The organism is Enterobacter cloacae complex sp. GYL001, assembly GCF_049237125.1.
In the GTDB taxonomy this organism is placed as follows: Bacteria; Pseudomonadota; Gammaproteobacteria; order Enterobacterales; family Enterobacteriaceae; genus Enterobacter; species Enterobacter hormaechei_C.
The window spans coordinates 425,570-441,920 of record NZ_JBMKGW010000002.1; the positions used below are offsets into that span (position 1 = coordinate 425,570).

General features: G+C 54.7%; 15 protein-coding genes. 8 read left to right on the plus strand and 7 right to left on the minus strand.

From position 1 onward, the window contains the following. Positions 1-44: 44 nt before the first annotated feature. The 3 genes from ACOTWU_RS06155 to ACOTWU_RS06165 all read left to right on the plus strand — a co-directional run bounded on the left by ACOTWU_RS06155 (position 45) and on the right by ACOTWU_RS06165 (position 3,183). Positions 45-911: a LysR family transcriptional regulator gene (locus tag ACOTWU_RS06155; protein WP_015571771.1), complete on the plus strand. Its 867-nt coding sequence runs from the start codon at positions 45-47 to the stop codon at positions 909-911. Positions 912-1,003: 92 nt separating this feature from the next. Further along, on the plus strand, positions 1,004-2,182 hold the full coding sequence (locus ACOTWU_RS06160) for an acetyl-CoA C-acyltransferase (RefSeq protein ID WP_252049352.1): 1,179 nt from the start codon (positions 1,004-1,006) through the stop codon (positions 2,180-2,182). Positions 2,183-2,499: 317 nt separating this feature from the next. Beyond that, positions 2,500-3,183 carry an oligogalacturonate-specific porin KdgM family protein gene (locus tag ACOTWU_RS06165; protein WP_003862842.1) on the plus strand — a complete coding sequence of 228 codons (684 nt, stop codon included), beginning with the start codon at positions 2,500-2,502 and terminating at the stop codon, positions 3,181-3,183. A gap of 153 nt (positions 3,184-3,336) precedes the next feature. Here the strand turns inward: ACOTWU_RS06165 and ACOTWU_RS06170 are convergent, their stop codons facing one another. Continuing rightward, positions 3,337-4,512 (minus strand): oligogalacturonate lyase family protein, encoded by a 1,176-nt coding sequence (locus ACOTWU_RS06170; RefSeq protein ID WP_023304359.1) that lies wholly within the window; start codon positions 4,510-4,512, stop codon positions 3,337-3,339. Positions 4,513-4,812: 300 nt separating this feature from the next. Between ACOTWU_RS06170 and kduI the strand changes: the two genes are divergently transcribed. From kduI to ACOTWU_RS06185, 3 genes are all read left to right on the plus strand, one after another. Further along, positions 4,813-5,649, plus strand: coding sequence for a 5-dehydro-4-deoxy-D-glucuronate isomerase (kduI, locus tag ACOTWU_RS06175; RefSeq protein WP_023304358.1), 837 nt, complete (start codon positions 4,813-4,815; stop codon positions 5,647-5,649). A 63-nt stretch (positions 5,650-5,712) separates the two neighbouring features. Then, the gene (gene kduD, locus ACOTWU_RS06180) at positions 5,713-6,474 is read left to right on the plus strand and encodes a 2-dehydro-3-deoxy-D-gluconate 5-dehydrogenase KduD (protein WP_006811839.1); all 762 of its coding nucleotides are present in this window, start codon (positions 5,713-5,715) and stop codon (positions 6,472-6,474) included. Positions 6,475-6,786: 312 nt separating this feature from the next. Continuing rightward, positions 6,787-8,202 (plus strand): sugar porter family MFS transporter, encoded by a 1,416-nt coding sequence (locus ACOTWU_RS06185; RefSeq protein WP_023295370.1) that lies wholly within the window; start codon positions 6,787-6,789, stop codon positions 8,200-8,202. 84 nt (positions 8,203-8,286) lie between these two features. On the opposite strand, the gene ACOTWU_RS06190 is transcribed toward ACOTWU_RS06185, so the two are convergent. From ACOTWU_RS06190 to ACOTWU_RS06205, 4 genes are read right to left on the minus strand one after another with little or no spacing between them, the layout of a single operon-like run. Next, positions 8,287-9,573 (minus strand): ABC transporter substrate-binding protein, encoded by a 1,287-nt coding sequence (locus ACOTWU_RS06190; protein ID WP_017382862.1) that lies wholly within the window; start codon positions 9,571-9,573, stop codon positions 8,287-8,289. 13 nt (positions 9,574-9,586) lie between these two features. Next, complete coding sequence (locus tag ACOTWU_RS06195) at positions 9,587-10,714, minus strand: ABC transporter ATP-binding protein (protein ID WP_063158028.1); 1,128 nt, start codon at positions 10,712-10,714, stop codon at positions 9,587-9,589. A gap of 12 nt (positions 10,715-10,726) precedes the next feature. Then, the gene (locus tag ACOTWU_RS06200) at positions 10,727-11,629 is read right to left on the minus strand and encodes a carbohydrate ABC transporter permease (RefSeq protein WP_032649385.1); all 903 of its coding nucleotides are present in this window, start codon (positions 11,627-11,629) and stop codon (positions 10,727-10,729) included. Further along, complete coding sequence (locus ACOTWU_RS06205) at positions 11,622-12,512, minus strand: carbohydrate ABC transporter permease (RefSeq protein WP_006811834.1); 891 nt, start codon at positions 12,510-12,512, stop codon at positions 11,622-11,624. The genes ACOTWU_RS06200 and ACOTWU_RS06205 overlap by 8 nt, the downstream gene beginning before the upstream one ends. Before the next feature lie 544 nt (positions 12,513-13,056). Here ACOTWU_RS06205 and wzz(fepE) point away from each other — a divergent pair. Next, complete coding sequence (gene wzz(fepE) / locus ACOTWU_RS06210) at positions 13,057-14,193, plus strand: LPS O-antigen length regulator Wzz(fepE) (protein WP_017692725.1); 1,137 nt, start codon at positions 13,057-13,059, stop codon at positions 14,191-14,193. 32 nt (positions 14,194-14,225) lie between these two features. Here wzz(fepE) and ACOTWU_RS06215 read toward each other — a convergent pair whose 3' ends face one another. Continuing rightward, positions 14,226-14,549, minus strand: coding sequence for a cupin domain-containing protein (locus tag ACOTWU_RS06215; protein ID WP_039269867.1), 324 nt, complete (start codon positions 14,547-14,549; stop codon positions 14,226-14,228). Between the two features lie 135 nt (positions 14,550-14,684). On the opposite strand from ACOTWU_RS06215, the gene ACOTWU_RS06220 reads away from it, so the two are divergent. After that, positions 14,685-15,377, plus strand: a complete 693-nt coding sequence (locus tag ACOTWU_RS06220; RefSeq protein WP_109937814.1) for an aspartate/glutamate racemase — start codon at positions 14,685-14,687, stop codon at positions 15,375-15,377. On the opposite strand, the gene ACOTWU_RS06225 is transcribed toward ACOTWU_RS06220, so the two are convergent. Continuing rightward, a complete protein-coding gene (locus ACOTWU_RS06225) occupies positions 15,372-16,298 on the minus strand; it encodes a LysR family transcriptional regulator (RefSeq protein WP_017692726.1) in 927 nt (308 codons plus the stop codon). The two genes, ACOTWU_RS06220 and ACOTWU_RS06225, sit on opposite strands and share 6 nt — an antisense overlap. Between the last annotated feature and the right edge of the window lie 53 nt (positions 16,299-16,351).

Consider the following 16,351-nt stretch of genomic DNA (forward strand, 5'->3'; position numbering starts at 1 on the left):
GGTGATATATAAAAGATGGTATCCATCGATAAAGTAGATACATCATGCGTTACTCTCCCGAAGCACTGACCGCGTTTGTTGAAACTGTCGCCGCAGGTTCGTTTTCAGCTGCGGCACGACGGCTGCGTAAAAGCCAGTCCACCATCAGCACCTCCATTGCCAACCTTGAAGCTGACCTTGGCTTTGAGCTGTTCGATCGCTCGGCGCGTCACCCGGTATTAACCGCCCAGGGTGAACAGGTGCTGGGCTATGTCCAGTCGATACTCGCCGCCAGCGCGCGCCTGGATGAGCTGGCCGTATCTTTAACGGCGCAAACGGAGGCGCGTTTTACCTTTGTTCTCTCCGATACGCTTAACCCGGCCGTGCTGGAAGAGATGATGAGCCAGTTCGACCAGCGTTTTCCGCACACGGAATTCGAGTGCCTGATTGGGGAAGAGGAGGACGTGATCGATCTGCTGCAAAAGGAGCGGGCGCAAATTGGCCTGACGGAAGCGCGCGACAGCTACCCGACCGATATTGGCGCGACCCGTCTGCCCATGCAGACGCGGATGGCCATCTACGTTTCTGCCGGACATCCTCTGGCAGGGCAACATGAGACGCAGGCGGACGAGCTGCATGGCTGGCGCGAGCTGCGGTTGAGCACCTATCTTGAACGGGAAGCGCCCCTTTCGCGCGGGCCGGTCTGGTCTGCGCCGAATTACCTGTTACTGCTGAGCATGGCAGTACAGGGCTTTGGCTGGTGCGCGTTACCCTGCGCGCTGGTCGACGAATTTGCCGCGTCGAAATCGCTGGTGCAGCTGAACGTGCCGGGCTGGCCGAGGTCGATTGCCATCGATCTGGTATGGAACAAACGAACCCCGCCCGGCGTCGCCGGAAGCTGGCTGCGCCAGTACTTGCAGGACGCACGATAATCCTGTGACTAAACTCACTAATTTTAAACATTTGCGTCAATTGTTGATAACAATCCTCTACTATCGTCATGTCATTTTGCACAGAGGTCGTGATGAAAGATGTCGTTATAGTGGGTGCGTTACGTACGGCTATCGGCTGTTTTCAGGGAGCGCTTGCGCGTCACTCTGCGGTTGATCTTGGCAGCGTGGTGGTAAGAGCGCTGGTGGAACGCAGCGGGATTGCCGCACATGAAATTGATGAGGTGATCCTGGGCCAGGTGCTGACCGCTGGCGCGGGACAAAACCCTGCGCGCCAGGCGGCGCTGAAGGGCGGCCTGCCTAATACCGTTTCGGCAATTACCATCAACGACGTCTGTGGTTCAGGTTTGAAAGCGCTCCATCTTGCAACGCAGGCCATCCAGTGTGGTGAAGCGGATGTGGTCATTGCCGGCGGGCAGGAGAATATGAGCCGCGCCCCGCATGTCCTGACCGACAGCCGGACCGGCGCGCAGCTCGGGAACAGTCAGCTGCTTGACAGCCTGGTTCACGACGGGCTGTGGGACGCCTTCAACGACTACCATATGGGCGTAACGGCGGAAAACCTGGCGCGGGAATACGGTATCAGCCGCGAGCTTCAGGATGCATATGCCCTCAGCTCACAGCAAAAAGCGCGTGCAGCGATCGACTCCGGGCGTTTTCACGATGAAATTGTCCCGGTCAGTACCCAGCGCCAGAACGGTGAAGCGCTCATCGTCGATACCGACGAGCAGCCGCGCACCGATGCCAGCGCAGAAGGGCTGGCAAAACTCGATCCGGCCTTTGAAACGCTCGGTTCCGTAACGGCAGGCAACGCCTCATCCATTAACGACGGTGCGGCGGCGGTGATGATGATGAGTGAAAGCAAAGCCCAGGAGCTGGCGCTGCCGGTGCTGGCGCGGATTAAAGCGTTTGCCAGCGTGGGCGTTGATCCCGCATTAATGGGGATCGCCCCGGTCTATGCCACGCGCCGCTGCCTGGAGCGGGCGGGCTGGGAGCTGAACGATGTGGATCTGATTGAGGTCAACGAAGCTTTTGCTGCACAGGCGATCTCGGTCGGGAAAATGCTGGAATGGGATCCGCTGCGGGTCAACGTCAACGGCGGAGCCATCGCGCTGGGCCATCCCATTGGCGCCTCCGGCTGCCGCATTCTGGTGTCGCTGGTCCACGAAATGAAAAAGCGTAACGCCCGAAAAGGGATCGCAACGCTCTGTATTGGCGGGGGGCAGGGGGTGGCCCTGGCTATCGAACGGTAATTTCTCCCTCTGCGCACAGAAAACCTCCCACGGGAGGTTTTTTTGTGTCCGCAGAATCCTTTTTTAACACTTATGCGTTCTTTCTGAAGCCCGCAATAATTATTGCGCGGTTAATTATTTGCTTTGTGAAGTGCTTAATGTGATCTCACGCCTGAAATTTACGGTTGATACCCTTTTTTTGTTGATGGGGTTCACGTCAATCTTTGCCAAAAAAAATGAAACAAATAATTTCGATCCTTGTCACTAAAATAACGGTGCATAAAAAATAAACTCAAGTTTCATAAAAACGAAACGTTATTTTAATTGAGGGTTTTTTCATGTTTAAGAAATCTCTGCTCCTTGCTTCCCTTATTAGTGCCTCTTTTGCGGCTAGCGCCGTTACCGTCGATCTGCGTCACGAATATATTGACAGCGGCTCGAATGCCGACCGTGTTGCCGTCTCGCACCGCTTTGATAATGGCTTCGGTTTTTCAGTCGAGGCGAAGTGGAAATCAGGCGGGGACAAGGCAGATCAGCCATTCGCGGATGTAGTGGGGAACGGTCACGAAGATCAGATTAGCTGGCGCTGGAAAGCGACAGACAATATCGCCCTGACCCCTGCGTTTACGATTGAAAGCACAGACAGTCGCACCATTTATAAACCGAATCTGCATGTGCAATATAGCTTCGATAATGGCTTCTACGTGGCTGCGCGTTACCGTTACGAATATACCCGCTACCCGTCAAGCTCAAATAAGGACGATGATAAAGTTAACCGTGGCGATGCGTGGGTCGGTTGGGTATTAGGTGACTGGCGTACCGAGCTGAACTATGTTTACGCGAAAAGTTCTGAAGGCGTGGCCCGAAATAACAATAAAGATTATTCCAACGAATATAACGCCAAGCTGGCCTACAAATGGGATAAAAACTGGGCGCCGTATGTGGAGGTGGGCAACGTGGGGGTTAAAGACACGGACGAACGCCAGACCCGTTTCCGTTTAGGCGTGGCGTACTCCTTCTGATAATTTATCTTCTTCGCTAAAACCGCCGGGTGGCGCTTCGCTTACCCGGCCTACACCTTCCTTCCACTCCGTCGTTTCGTATGTCGCGCAATCACCCAAAAAAAAGCCCTCCGAATCGGAGGGCAAGGCCAGTTACAGAAACACTAACTCAAATCAGACATGCAACATTTCAGGTTGCTCAGGGAGTTTCGCGATATAGAGGGCCGGTTTGCCGTCTTTATCGGAACTGTACAGCACCGCTTTTTCGTCCGGCGTGAAGGACGGATGCGGGTGGGTTACCTGGCGGCTGTTCGCCACCGTAGCCCATGAGGTGTCATGACGGGCGATGCGGTAACAGGCTTTCTTCGCCACGTCAAAGGCATACAGATAAGGATCGTTATCAATGGTGTAGCCGCCGGTGTCTTTCACATCGACAGGCGTACCGGAGCCGTCGCCAACCAACAAGGTGCCGTCGACGTTGCTCATCAGGTGCGAACAGGCGGGCATATTCATTACCGCTTCATTCACGCCGGTGTCCGGGTTGAAGCGGGAGATGGTGCGCCCTTGCTGACCTTTCAGGTAAGAAACGTAGATCAGCGCGGACCCGTCCGGCACCCAAAATTCATGTGTACAGCTTTCACCTTCCGCGTGCGTTTTCACTTTCCGCACGTTGCTGCCATCTTCGTTGACCAGCCACATGCGGGCGTCGACCAGGTCGTGCGGCCCTTCATGACAGAAGGCCACGGTATTGTCATCGAACGGGCGATATATCGGATGTCCCAGCCAGATCTTCTCGTCATGAATGGTGGTGCTTTCACCCGTTTTCAGATCAACGCGCAGCAGGCGGCAGTGCGGCCCTTTGTGGAAGAAGTCGTGGAAAATTTTCCAGTCGTTGAGTGGCGTCCAGTCACGTCTGGCAATCTCAATACCCACCAGTTTGGTGCAGTCGCTGTTCGCGACCCAGGTGCCGTAGCCGACCCACTCTTCCGGGACGCGGTACACTTCGCGCTCTGCCAGCGTCTGTAAATTCACCTCCAGCAGGGTGCGATCGTTCTTCACATAGTAGAGGGATTTATCATCCGGAGAGAGGAAACCGCCAAAGGTGTTATCGCCCGCGCCTTCGGTCAACTGTACCGCTTCGGCTTTTTTCAGATCCAACAGGTAATAGTTCCAGTGACCGTCGAACTCCCCGGCGAACAGCAGGTGGCTGCCATCGTTAAAGAAGCACTTCTGGTAAAAGTAGTTGCGATGACAGGTTACTTCCGGTGGGGTCAGGCGGGTGACTTCCACGCCTGTATCCGGATCGCGGCTGACCTCATAGTTCAGCTTGACCCGCATACCTTTAGCCATAATGCACTCCTTTGAACGCGTAATGTAGGTTGAAAACTAGGTGATAAATTATCAAAACGTTGTTTCATTATGTGTGACTGACAGCGCACTTTCTCAGTTTCATTAACCAGATTGAGGGTCTTAAAGATTTATCGTGATCGAAACACCATTTCTGGCATAAACAAGCAGAAAAAATGAAACGTTGTTTTAAATGCAATTGAAAACCCCGTGATCAGGGGATAATATGTGTTCATCACGAAAACGGAACGTTGTTTCGTTAATTATCTTTGCCTTCGGGCACGATCAATTCTGGAGGTTTACGTGGACGTCAGACAAAGCATCCACAGTGCGCACGCTAAAACGCTGGATACTCAGGGGCTGCGCAGTGAGTTTTTAGTTGAGCAAGTGTTCGAAGCCGACAAGTACACCATGCTCTACAGCCATATTGACCGCATTATTGTGGGCGGGATTATGCCGGTGGCGAAAACCGTCTCCGTGGGCGGTGAAGTGGGCAAACAGCTGGGCGTGAGCTACTTCCTCGAACGCCGTGAACTGGGCGTGATTAACATCGGCGGGCCGGGCACCATTACCGTTGATGGCCAGTGCTACGAAATTGGTCACCGCGACGCGCTGTACGTCGGCAAAGGGGCGAAAGAAGTGGTGTTCGCCAGCATTGATGGCAGCAAACCGGCGAAGTTTTACTACAACTGCGCCCCGGCTCATACGACTTACCCTACCAAAAAAGTCACGCCAGCGGATGTTGCCCCGGTGACCCTTGGCGATAACCTCACCAGCAACCGTCGCACCATCAACAAATACTTTGTTCCGGATGTGCTGGAAACCTGTCAGCTCAGCATGGGGCTGACCGAACTTGCGCCGGGCAACCTGTGGAACACCATGCCGTGCCATACCCACGAGCGCCGCATGGAGGTCTACTTCTATTTCAACATGGATGAAGACGCCTGCGTGTTCCACATGATGGGACAGCCGCAGGAGACGCGCCATATCGTTATGCACAACGAGCAGGCGGTCATTTCGCCGAGCTGGTCCATCCACTCTGGCGTGGGAACGAAAGCCTATACCTTTATCTGGGGTATGGTCGGTGAAAACCAGGTCTTCGATGACATGGACCACGTCGCTGTTAAGGATCTGCGCTAGTCGCAGGCAGTTAAGTATATATCTGCCTGTTGCTGACAGGCGCTGAACGATTAAGGAATAAACATGATTCTGGATGCATTTTCTCTGCAAGGTAAAGTGGCTGTGGTTTCCGGTTGTGACACCGGGCTGGGGCAGGGTATGGCGTTAGGTCTGGCTGAAGCGGGCTGCGATATCGTCGGGATTAACATCGTTGAGCCAACGGAAACCATCGAGCGCGTTACCGCACTGGGCCGCCGTTTCCTGAGCCTGACCGCGGACCTGCGCAAAATCGATGCGATCCCTGAGCTGCTGGATCGCGCGGTGGCGGAGTTTGGGCATATCGATATTCTGGTCAACAACGCCGGCCTGATCCGTCGTGAAGACGCGATTAACTTCAGCGAAACGGACTGGGACGACGTGATGAACCTGAACATCAAGAGCGTGTTCTTTATGTCCCAGGCGGCTGCGAAGCACTTCATCGCCCAAGGGAAAGGCGGCAAGATCATCAATATTGCCTCCATGCTCTCTTTCCAGGGCGGCATCCGCGTGCCGTCTTACACCGCATCGAAGAGCGCCGTGATGGGCGTGACCCGTCTGCTGGCGAACGAGTGGGCGCAGCACAACATCAACGTCAACGCGATTGCGCCGGGCTACATGGCCACCAACAATACCCAGCAGCTGCGTGCGGATGAAGAGCGCAGTGCAGCTATCCTGGAGCGTATTCCAGCGGGCCGCTGGGGTCTGCCGAGCGATCTGATGGGGCCGATCGTGTTCCTGGCATCCCCGGCTTCTGACTATATCAACGGCTACACCGTTGCCGTTGACGGCGGCTGGCTGGCACGATAATTCACCCCGAATAAAGAACCTCTGCCCTCGGGTGGAGGTTTTTTTTGCGCCAAAATTGGCTTTATCCATATCCTTAAAGATGAAAAATCCATACTGAAAAGGAATGAATGACGGGTGTCACACATTTATTGCTTAAATATTAACTAATTAATAAAAAATAAGTTTAAACCACCCTGATTTTAAATTGTAATGTCCATCACAGATCGGTATGTCGTAGCGAAATAATCCATATCTTCACCAGTTCCGGCCTGACACTTTCTTCCGGTATCTCGTAATTTCACTTAACGAATTTCGCTGTTGAGGCAGGAAACTATGACATCTGTAAATGACTCTACCCTTATGCCCGCTGCGCTGCGCGATACCCGACGCATGAACCAGTTTGTTTCTGTTGCGGCCGCCGTAGCCGGTTTACTGTTTGGTCTGGATATCGGCGTTATCGCTGGCGCACTGCCCTTTATTACCGACCACTTTACGTTAAGCAACCGCCTGCAAGAGTGGGTGGTGAGCAGCATGATGCTCGGCGCGGCCATCGGCGCGCTCTTTAACGGCTGGCTGTCGTTCCGTCTCGGGCGCAAATACAGCCTGATGGTCGGGGCGATCCTGTTTGTTGCCGGTTCCATTGGCTCGGCGTTTGCCATCAACGTTGAGGTGCTGCTGCTCTCCCGCGTGCTGCTGGGCGTGGCGGTGGGTATCGCGTCCTACACCGCGCCGCTTTACCTCTCCGAAATGGCGAGCGAAAACGTGCGCGGGAAGATGATCAGCATGTACCAGCTGATGGTGACGCTCGGTATCGTGCTGGCGTTCCTGTCGGATACATACTTCAGCTACAGCGGCAACTGGCGGGCAATGCTTGGCGTGTTGGCGCTGCCTGCGGTGCTGCTGATTGTGTTAGTCATTTTCCTGCCGAACAGCCCGCGCTGGCTGGCGCAAAAAGGGCGTCACGTGGAGGCGGAAGAGGTGCTGCGCATGCTGCGCGACACGTCTGAAAAAGCGCGTGAAGAGCTGAACGAAATCCGCGAGAGCCTGAAGCTGAAGCAGGGCGGCTGGTCGCTGTTTAAGGCAAACCGCAACGTGCGCCGCGCGGTGTTCCTCGGCATGCTGTTACAGGCGATGCAGCAGTTCACGGGGATGAACATCATCATGTATTACGCCCCACGCATCTTTAAAATGGCCGGTTTTACCACCACCGAACAGCAGATGATCGCCACGCTGGTGGTAGGGCTGACCTTTATGTTCGCCACCTTTATCGCGGTGTTCACCGTTGATAAGGCCGGACGTAAACCGGCCCTGAAAATTGGCTTTAGCGTGATGGCGCTCGGCACCTTAATACTCGGCTACTGCCTGATGCAGTTCGATAACGGCACGGCGTCAAGCGGCCTCTCCTGGCTCTCCGTCGGCATGACCATGATGTGCATCGCCGGTTACGCGATGAGCGCCGCGCCGGTGGTGTGGATCCTGTGCTCTGAAATTCAGCCGCTGAAATGCCGTGACTTTGGTATCACCTGTTCCACCACCACCAACTGGGTGTCGAACATGATCATTGGCGCGACCTTCCTGACGCTGCTGGATGCGATTGGCGCGGCAGGCACCTTCTGGCTCTATACAGTGCTGAACGTGGCATTTATCGGCGTGACCTTCTGGCTGATTCCGGAAACCAAAGGCGTGACCCTGGAGCATATTGAACGCAAGCTGATGAGAGGGGAGAAACTACGTAATATCGGCGTGTAATGTCATTGCCCGGTGGCGCTTCGCTTACCGGGCCTACGATAGCCTGTAGGCCGGGTAAGGCGTAGCCGCCACCCGGCTTTGTATTTACCGCATCGCACGTCTCAAAATACGCTCCGCCTGACGCTGGAAGTCAGCGGCCGTCTCTTCCACGGTTTTCTGCCCGTAGTCGATATACTGCAAAGAAGTACCGAACTGCGCCACAATCTGTGGGTCGTCAAAGTATGGCGAGACGGTGAGTTTCGCCGGCAGCGACTGCGCCAGGCGCAGGCCCGCCACGGATGGATCGTCCTCTTTAATGGTGCCGTCTTCGGTCAGATACTGCACCGCCACTTTGCTCAACGGCACGCCGCGCTCAAGACCCAGCGTATCAACCCCTTCTTTGCTGTTGAGCAGGAAGTTAATCAGCTTCGCTGCCGCTTCCGGGTTTTTGGTTGTCTTACCAATCGACAGCATCTGCGCCGGTTTGAAGAACAGACCCGCGTCGGTGGCTCCCGGCAGCATTGGGTAGCTGCCGAGCTCCAGTTTCGCCGGTGGCTTCAGGTTGTCGGAATATTTGTTGATGGTGGAGTTCCACATGTAGGTGCCGCCCCATTCACCCTGGATCCACGGCTTCATCTCATACATGTTGCTCTTACCGAACGAGGCATAGTATTTGGTGTCCGGCATGACGTGGCTGTCGATCAGCTTTTTGTAGGTCTGGAAAAACTCCACCCACTGTTCCTTTGTGTAGCTGAACTTTTTGGTTTTCTCATCCACCGCAGGAATGTTGTACTTCTGGATCATGTACGAATTCAGCAGCGCCAGCGTATCCTGGTGCTCCAGGATCACCGGATAGTATTGCTTGCCGAGCTTGCTCTCGAAGGTTTTACCGGCCGCCATCAGCTCGTCCCAGGTTTTCGGGTACGCAATACCCGCTTTTTTCCAGGTTTCGTCATTGAAGTAGAACACGCGCGCCGTCACCGAGATCGGAATGCCGTTCAGCTTGCCGTCCACGGTGGTGGTTTGCAGCTCTTTGGGATCGAACTGCGACAGGTCGATCACGTCCTTCATCTTGTTCAGATCGTAGAAGCCATCACCGGTTTTGGAGAAGATCGGCAGCCAGTTCCAGTTGGTCTGCATCACGTCCGGCTCGGTGCCGCCCGCAATCTGGGTGGTCAGACGGGAGAGGTGACCGTCCCAGCCGGTGTATTCCGCTTTCACGTTGATGTCCGGGTTCTGCTTATGGAACTCTTCCAGCGCTTTCAGAGTGACCTGGTGACGGCCATTGCCGCCCCACCAGGACATCCGTAAATCCACATTCTGCGCCATCGATGGCAAAGCGGTAAGGCCGAGGGTCGCGGAGATTGCTGCGCTTAAAAGCACTTTTTTCATTTTTATCACTCCATCAGAGAGAGAGGTTCTGTTCAGTTTTTGCGTCAAAAATATGACACTTGTTCATCTCAAACGTGAAATACACCTTACGATAAAGCCCTTTATCAATCATTGGCTTAGCTTCATCGGACGGGATTCGGGCGGTCAGTTCGTAGTCCGCGACCTTCAGGTACACAAAGAATTCGTGGCCCATGTTCTCCACGCGCACCATCTCCCCGCTACAGCCGCCATTCGGGAAGGGCTCATCAGAGAGCGACACAAATTCCGGGCGCACGCCGTAGAAGATCTCCTGACCCGCGTAAGCCGCGACTTTCTCCTGCTTCTCCGCGTTCAGCGGCATGGTTTCATCGCCAATGGCGATGTGCAGCTGGCCCGCTTTTTCGACCAGCACGCTTTTGCGTATATTCATCTCCGGCGCGCCGATAAAGCCCGCCACGAACATGTTCTTCGGCTTGTGGTAGAGGTTGTCCGGCGTGTCCACCTGCATAATATGGCCGAGCTTCATCACGCAGATGCGGTCGCCCATGGTCATCGCTTCGGTCTGGTCGTGGGTCACGTAAACGGTGGTCGCCGGTTTTCCTGACTTCTTCAACTGCTTGTGCAGGTCAGAAATACGGATACGCATCGAAGCGCGCAGTTTGGCGTCGAGGTTTGAAAGCGGCTCATCGAACAGGAACACATCCGGCTTTTTCACAATCGCACGGCCTACCGCCACGCGCTGCGCCTGGCCGCCGGAAAGCTGGCGCGGCAGGCGGTCGAGCAGCTCTTCCAGCTCAAGAATTTTGGCGGCTTCATTCACCTGAGACTCAATCTGATCTTTCGGCAGTTTGCTCAGCTTGAGACCAAAGGCCAGATTCTCGCGCACCGTCATGTGCGGATAGAGGGCGTAGTTCTGGAACACCATTGCAATACCGCGCTCTTTCGGCGCGAGGTTGTTCACGATCTTGTCGCCAATGCGCACCTCGCCGCCGCTGATGGTTTCCAGCCCCGCCAGCATGCGCAGGGTCGTGGATTTGGCGCAGCCGGATGGGCCGACGATCACCATGAATTCCCCTTCAGCAATTTTAAGATCGATAGCGTGTACCGCTTTAAAGCCGTTGGAGTAGACCTTTTCCAGCTTGTTGAAAATAACTTCAGCCATGGTATTTCCCTCTTAACCTTTAATTCCGCTGCTGGTGACGCCCTGTACGAAGTAGCGCTGTGCCAGGAAGAAGACAATGATGGATGGCAGAATGGAGATGCTCGCCATTGCCAGAATTTCGTTCCACGGCGCGCCTTCGGTGACGTCGATGGACATTTTCAGCGCCAGTGCGATGGGGTATTTATCCACGCTGTAGACGTAAATCAGCGGCCCGATAAAGTCGTTCATGGACCACATGAACTGGAACAGGGCGACGGAGATAATGGCCGGTTTCAGGATCGGCACCACCACGTACCACAGCACCTGAATGGAGTTACAGCCGTCTATCTGCGCCGCCTCTTCCATGTCACGCGGGACGCCGCGCAGGAACTGGATCAGCATGAAGACGAAGAACCCCTGAGTGGCGAAGGCCAGCGGCAGGTACAGCGGCATATAGCTGTTGAGCATGCCCATTTCACGGAACATCAGGTACTGCGGGATCAGCAGCACGGTGCTGGGCAGCAGCATGGTGGTGATGAGCGTGGCGAACCAGAACTTCTTCCACGGGATCTCGAAGCGGGCAAAGCCGTACGCCACGATGGTGGAGGAGATAATGGTCAGGATCACTTTCGGGATCACATACTTAAAGGTATTCAGCATGTAATGGCCGAAGTTGTACTCGGTGCCGGTTTTCCAGCCGTTCACGAAACCATCCCAGGTGGCGTGGGCTGGCCATAGGCTCAGGGTGGTGAAGATCTCGTGGTTCGGTTTGAACGACGCGGAGAACATCCACACCAGCGGGTAAAGCATCAGCAGGCCGACAGCCAGCAGGATCACATAGCGAACGGTGGCGTTGATTTTCTCTCTGCGCAGCGTGCGGGCCACTTCGCGTTCGGCGACGCTTCTTGCCGTGGAGAGTTGTTGAATATCAGCCATTTTTGCCTCCTTTATCGGCGGAGTAGAACACCCAGTATTTCGACGACTTAAAGGCGATACCGGCGAAGACGGCCACCACCAGGAACAGGACCCACGCCAGCGCCGCGCCATAGCCCATATCGAAATACTTGAACGCGGTGTCGTAGATGTAGAGCGAGAACAGATAGGTCGAATAGGTTGGCCCGCCGCCGGTAATGACGTACGGCCCGGTAAATTCCTGGAACGCCTGCGTGGTCTGCATGATGAAGTTGAAGAAGATCACCGGCGTAATCAGCGGCACGGTCACCTTCATGAACATCTGCCATTTCGATGCGCCATCGATCATTGCCGCTTCATACTGGGACTGCGGAACGTTTTGCAGCGCGGCCAGGAAGATGACCATCGCGGAACCGAACTGCCAGACACGTAGCAGGGTAACGGACATCAGCGCCAGCGACGGCTCGCCCAGCCAGTTCACCGGATCAAAGCCAAATACGCCGATAAAGCTGTTCAGCAGACCATCAATGGCAAATAAGGCGCGCCACAATACGGCAATGGCGACGGAACTGCCGAGGATCGACGGAATATAGTAGGCCGTTCGGAAAAAGCCGATGCCGCGTAATTTAAAGTTCAGGACAAAGGCAATTCCTAATGCAAAGGCGAGCTTTAACGGGATGGTTAAAAATACATAGGCAAAGGTCACGCCCATGGATTTCCAGAAGAGCGTGTCTTCGGTAAACATGTAGCGATAGTTTTCAATGCCGTTAAACACCGGCGGACTCATCAAATCGTAATCCGTAAAGCTGAGGAAAAACGATGAGACGAAGGGGAATGCCGTAAAGAGTATCAGCCCGATGATGTAGGGTGATATCCATGCGAGCCCCAGCAGCTTGTTTTCATTCATACATACCTACCTGGCAATCAATGGTTTAATACGAAATCTGCTTTGTTACATTTTCCCAGGCCTGCGATGCGCGGCATGAGAGCTGAAATTCAGGGTGCAACGTCTGGCAACGGCGAAATCTACGTTTGTTTTTTAACGCTTTTTTGTCTTTCTTTGTGCTGTAAGCGTTTCTGGTTTCAAAAGAGCTGAACCGGTGTTCTTGGATACTAAAACATCGTTTTATTTTATATTATTGCGATTTATTTCTGCGTCATTCGCTTAATGGTGGAAATGTGATCGGCGTCGAAACGCTGTTTCAATATAGTGAGGGAGGTGGCATTTTTGACTTTTCACGAACCTTTGCCGCCGGCCATGAGGAAGAGATAACGAAGCAAAAAGGGAGCGGGAATAAGAATAGTCACGCAGCGTGGCTAACTACCAGATCTGATAGCAGGTCTACAGATGTACCAATTCGTCATTCAGATAATTCTTACATTCTTGTATGATTTGTTACACCGGAACCAGTCAGGCAGAATTTCACTGCATCCTTAAAAGAAGAACAGTTATGTCAGCGATGGATTTCAAAAAACATACGGATCTCAACTTTCCTCACTATGCTCCCCCGGCGGTCAGCGCTAAAGAAATAGATCTTCTGGGTCTGCTGGACGTCCTGCTGGCAGCAAAAAAACGCATCATCACCATTGTCTTTGCATTTGCACTGGTCGGCCTGGCAATCGCCTTTCTGATACCGCAAAAATGGACCAGTAAAGCGGTCATTACGCCCGCGGAACAGACGCAGTGGAGTTCGCTACGCCAGATGATGGTGGCGCTCCAGGTGCTTGATGTCGACGTGAAAATTACCCGTGCGGATGTGTTTAATCTGTTTATCAAAAAGTTTCAGTCCCAGTCTCTGCTTGAAGAGTACATGAAGAGCTCACCTTACGTGATGGCTCAGCTCGATGGCGCTCAGGTTGACCCGCTGGAGCTGCACCGCGCGGTGGTCAATATTGCCGAAAAGATGAAAGCCGTTGATAACACGCAGGAAAAAAATGCCGATAAAGCACCGTACCTCTCCTGGACGTTAAGCTTCACTGCCCCAACGGCAGAGGACGCGCAGAAAGTGTTGAAGGGTTACATTCAGTACATCTCCCGCATCGTCGAGCAGGAGACCATGCAAAACATTCGCGATCAGCTTATCCTGAGAACCAAAACGGTTCAGCAGCAGCTGGAGCTGGATCGGGTCCGTCTGACAAATATCCATAATACCAACCTGCAACGCCTGAACTACTCGCTGGAAGTGGCGAACGCGGCAGGGATCAAAAAGCCGGTCTACAGCAATGGACAGGCGGTGAAAGACGATCCGGATTATTCCGTCGCCCTCGGTGCGGACGGGATTGCGCAGAAATTGCAGATTGAAAAAAATCTGAAGGACGTTTCTGAGCTGAACGCCGATTTCCAGAACCGCGAATACTATCTGGCACAGCTGCAAAAACTTTCCTTCGAAGATGTGAGCCTGGAGCCGTTCAAATACCAGCTTTCACCTTCTATGCCGGTGAAAAAAGATGGCCCGGGCAAAGCCCTGATCGTGCTGCTGGCGTGTATTCTGGGTGGACTGTTCGCCTGTGGCAGCGTGCTGCTGCGCGAGGCAATGAGCACCCGCAACCCGCTGCCGGAACAACTTCCTGAGCCGGTTACGGAATAACATCAAAAAAGGCGCTCAACTGAGCGCCTTTTTTATTTCAGGAAATCTTCGCGAACCGGCGTAAAGGTATCCAGCAGGGTGCCGGGTTTCAGGCAAACGCAGCCGTGCATCACGTGCGGCGCTTTATAAAGGGTGTCGCCCGCGGTCACCACATGCTTCTCCTCGCCGATGGTGAACTCAAACTCCCCCGAGAGAACGTAGGTGAGCTGCTCATGCGGGTGGTTATGCATCGGGCCAATCGCGCCTTGCTCGAAATTCACTTCCACCGCCATCATCCTGCCGTCGTGCGCCAGAATACGACGCGTCACGCCGTTGCCCAGATCCTCAAGCGTGGTCTCTTTATGGAAAATAAACATATTTTCGCCCTGTTATGTAATGAAACATTGTTTCATTTAACTTATCGCACCCGCGGCGAAAAGGAAACGTTTAGCCAAATAACTGGAAAGGCGATCACAAGTTTGCTTCACTGGGTGAAACGCACAGGAGGAAAGATGAAAACGATCGGTCTGTTAGGGGGCATGAGCTGGGAATCAACGATCCCGTACTACCGCCTGATTAATGAAGGCGTCAAACAGCGTTTGGGCGGTCTGCATTCGGCCAGCCTGCTGCTGCACAGCGTGGATTTCCATGAAATAGAAGCCTGCCAGTCGAGCGGGGAGTGGGACAAAGCGGGGCAGATGCTGGCGGACGCCGCGCTTGGGCTGGAGCGTGCGGGCGCGCAGGGTATTCTGCTGTGTACCAACACCATGCATAAGGTGGCGTCGCACATTGAAGACCGCTGTTCGCTGCCGTTCTTACATATCGCGGATGCCACCGGGCGTGCCATACGTGCCGCCGGCATGACGCGCGTGGCGCTGCTGGGGACGCGCTACACCATGGAGCAGGATTTTTACCGCGGGCGGCTGAGCAGCCAGTTCGGGATTGAAAGCCTGATCCCTGAAGAGGCTGACCGGGCGCGCATTAACCAGATTATTTTTGATGAGCTGTGTCTGGGCACCTTCAGCGAAACGTCGCGCGCATGGTACGTCAGCGTGATTGAGAAACTGGCGCAGCAGGGGGCGGAAGGGGTTATCTTCGGCTGTACCGAAATTGGCCTGCTGGTGCCGGCAGACCAAAGCCCGATAACGGTCTTCGATACCGCCGCCATCCATGCCGCGGATGCGGTGGAGTTCATGCTGTCATAGTGGTTTTTGCAGGTCAGGTAAGCGAAGCGCCACCTGACGCGCGTGCGCAATCAGGTGTTCACTAAAGGCATCAACCAGCGCTGAGGCGGGCCGGTGCAGCGGGCGGATCAGGCTCACGGTAAAGGGAACGGAAACGCTAAAACGGCGCAGAACCACGCCGCTGCTGGCGTAGTCCATGGCCGTGAGCGGGTTCACCACCGAAATACCCACGCCCGCGCGCACCATCGCGCAAATAGACGCCGCACTGTGCGTTTCCATCACCATCCGCCGCTTCACCTGATGTTCGGCAAACAGGCCATCCAGAAGCTGCCGGTAGCTGTCGGTCTGCGACAGGCTGATATAGTTCTCACCGTGAAAATCCGCCGGCGTCAGCTCCGCTTTGTGGGCAAGCGGGTGGCTGGCAGGTAGCACGCAGACCTCATCCAGCGACAGCAGCTCCGTGCGTTCCGTTCCCGCTGGCGTGACGAGGGTTTCGGTCAGACCCAGATCGTGGCGCTGGGCCGAAAGCCACTCCTCCAGCAGCGGCGACTCCTGCGGCACGATGGTCAGGCTGACCTCCGGATAGCGGGCCAGAAACGGCTGTAACAGTACCGGCAGGAATGACTGGGAAAAGACCGGCAGGCAGACGATGGACAGCTCGCCCTGGCGGAACTCCCTCAGGCTCTCTGCCGCGCTCACGATCCTGTCCAGCCCGTACCAGGAGCGCTGAACCTCCTCAAACAGACGTAAACCCTGCACCGTTGGATGCAGCCTGCCGCGGGTGCGTTCAAACAGCTTCAGCCCCAGCACTTTCTCAAAACGCGCCAGCTCGCGGCTGACCGTCGGCTGCGAAGTGTGCAGCATGTGCGCGGCTTCAGTGAGATTGCCGGTGGTCATTACCGCATGAAAAATCTCGATATGGCGTAGGTTAACGGCGGGCATAGGGCACCTGATGGCTGAGCGTAGTCCATATCATTTTTGCATAGACTCAAGAT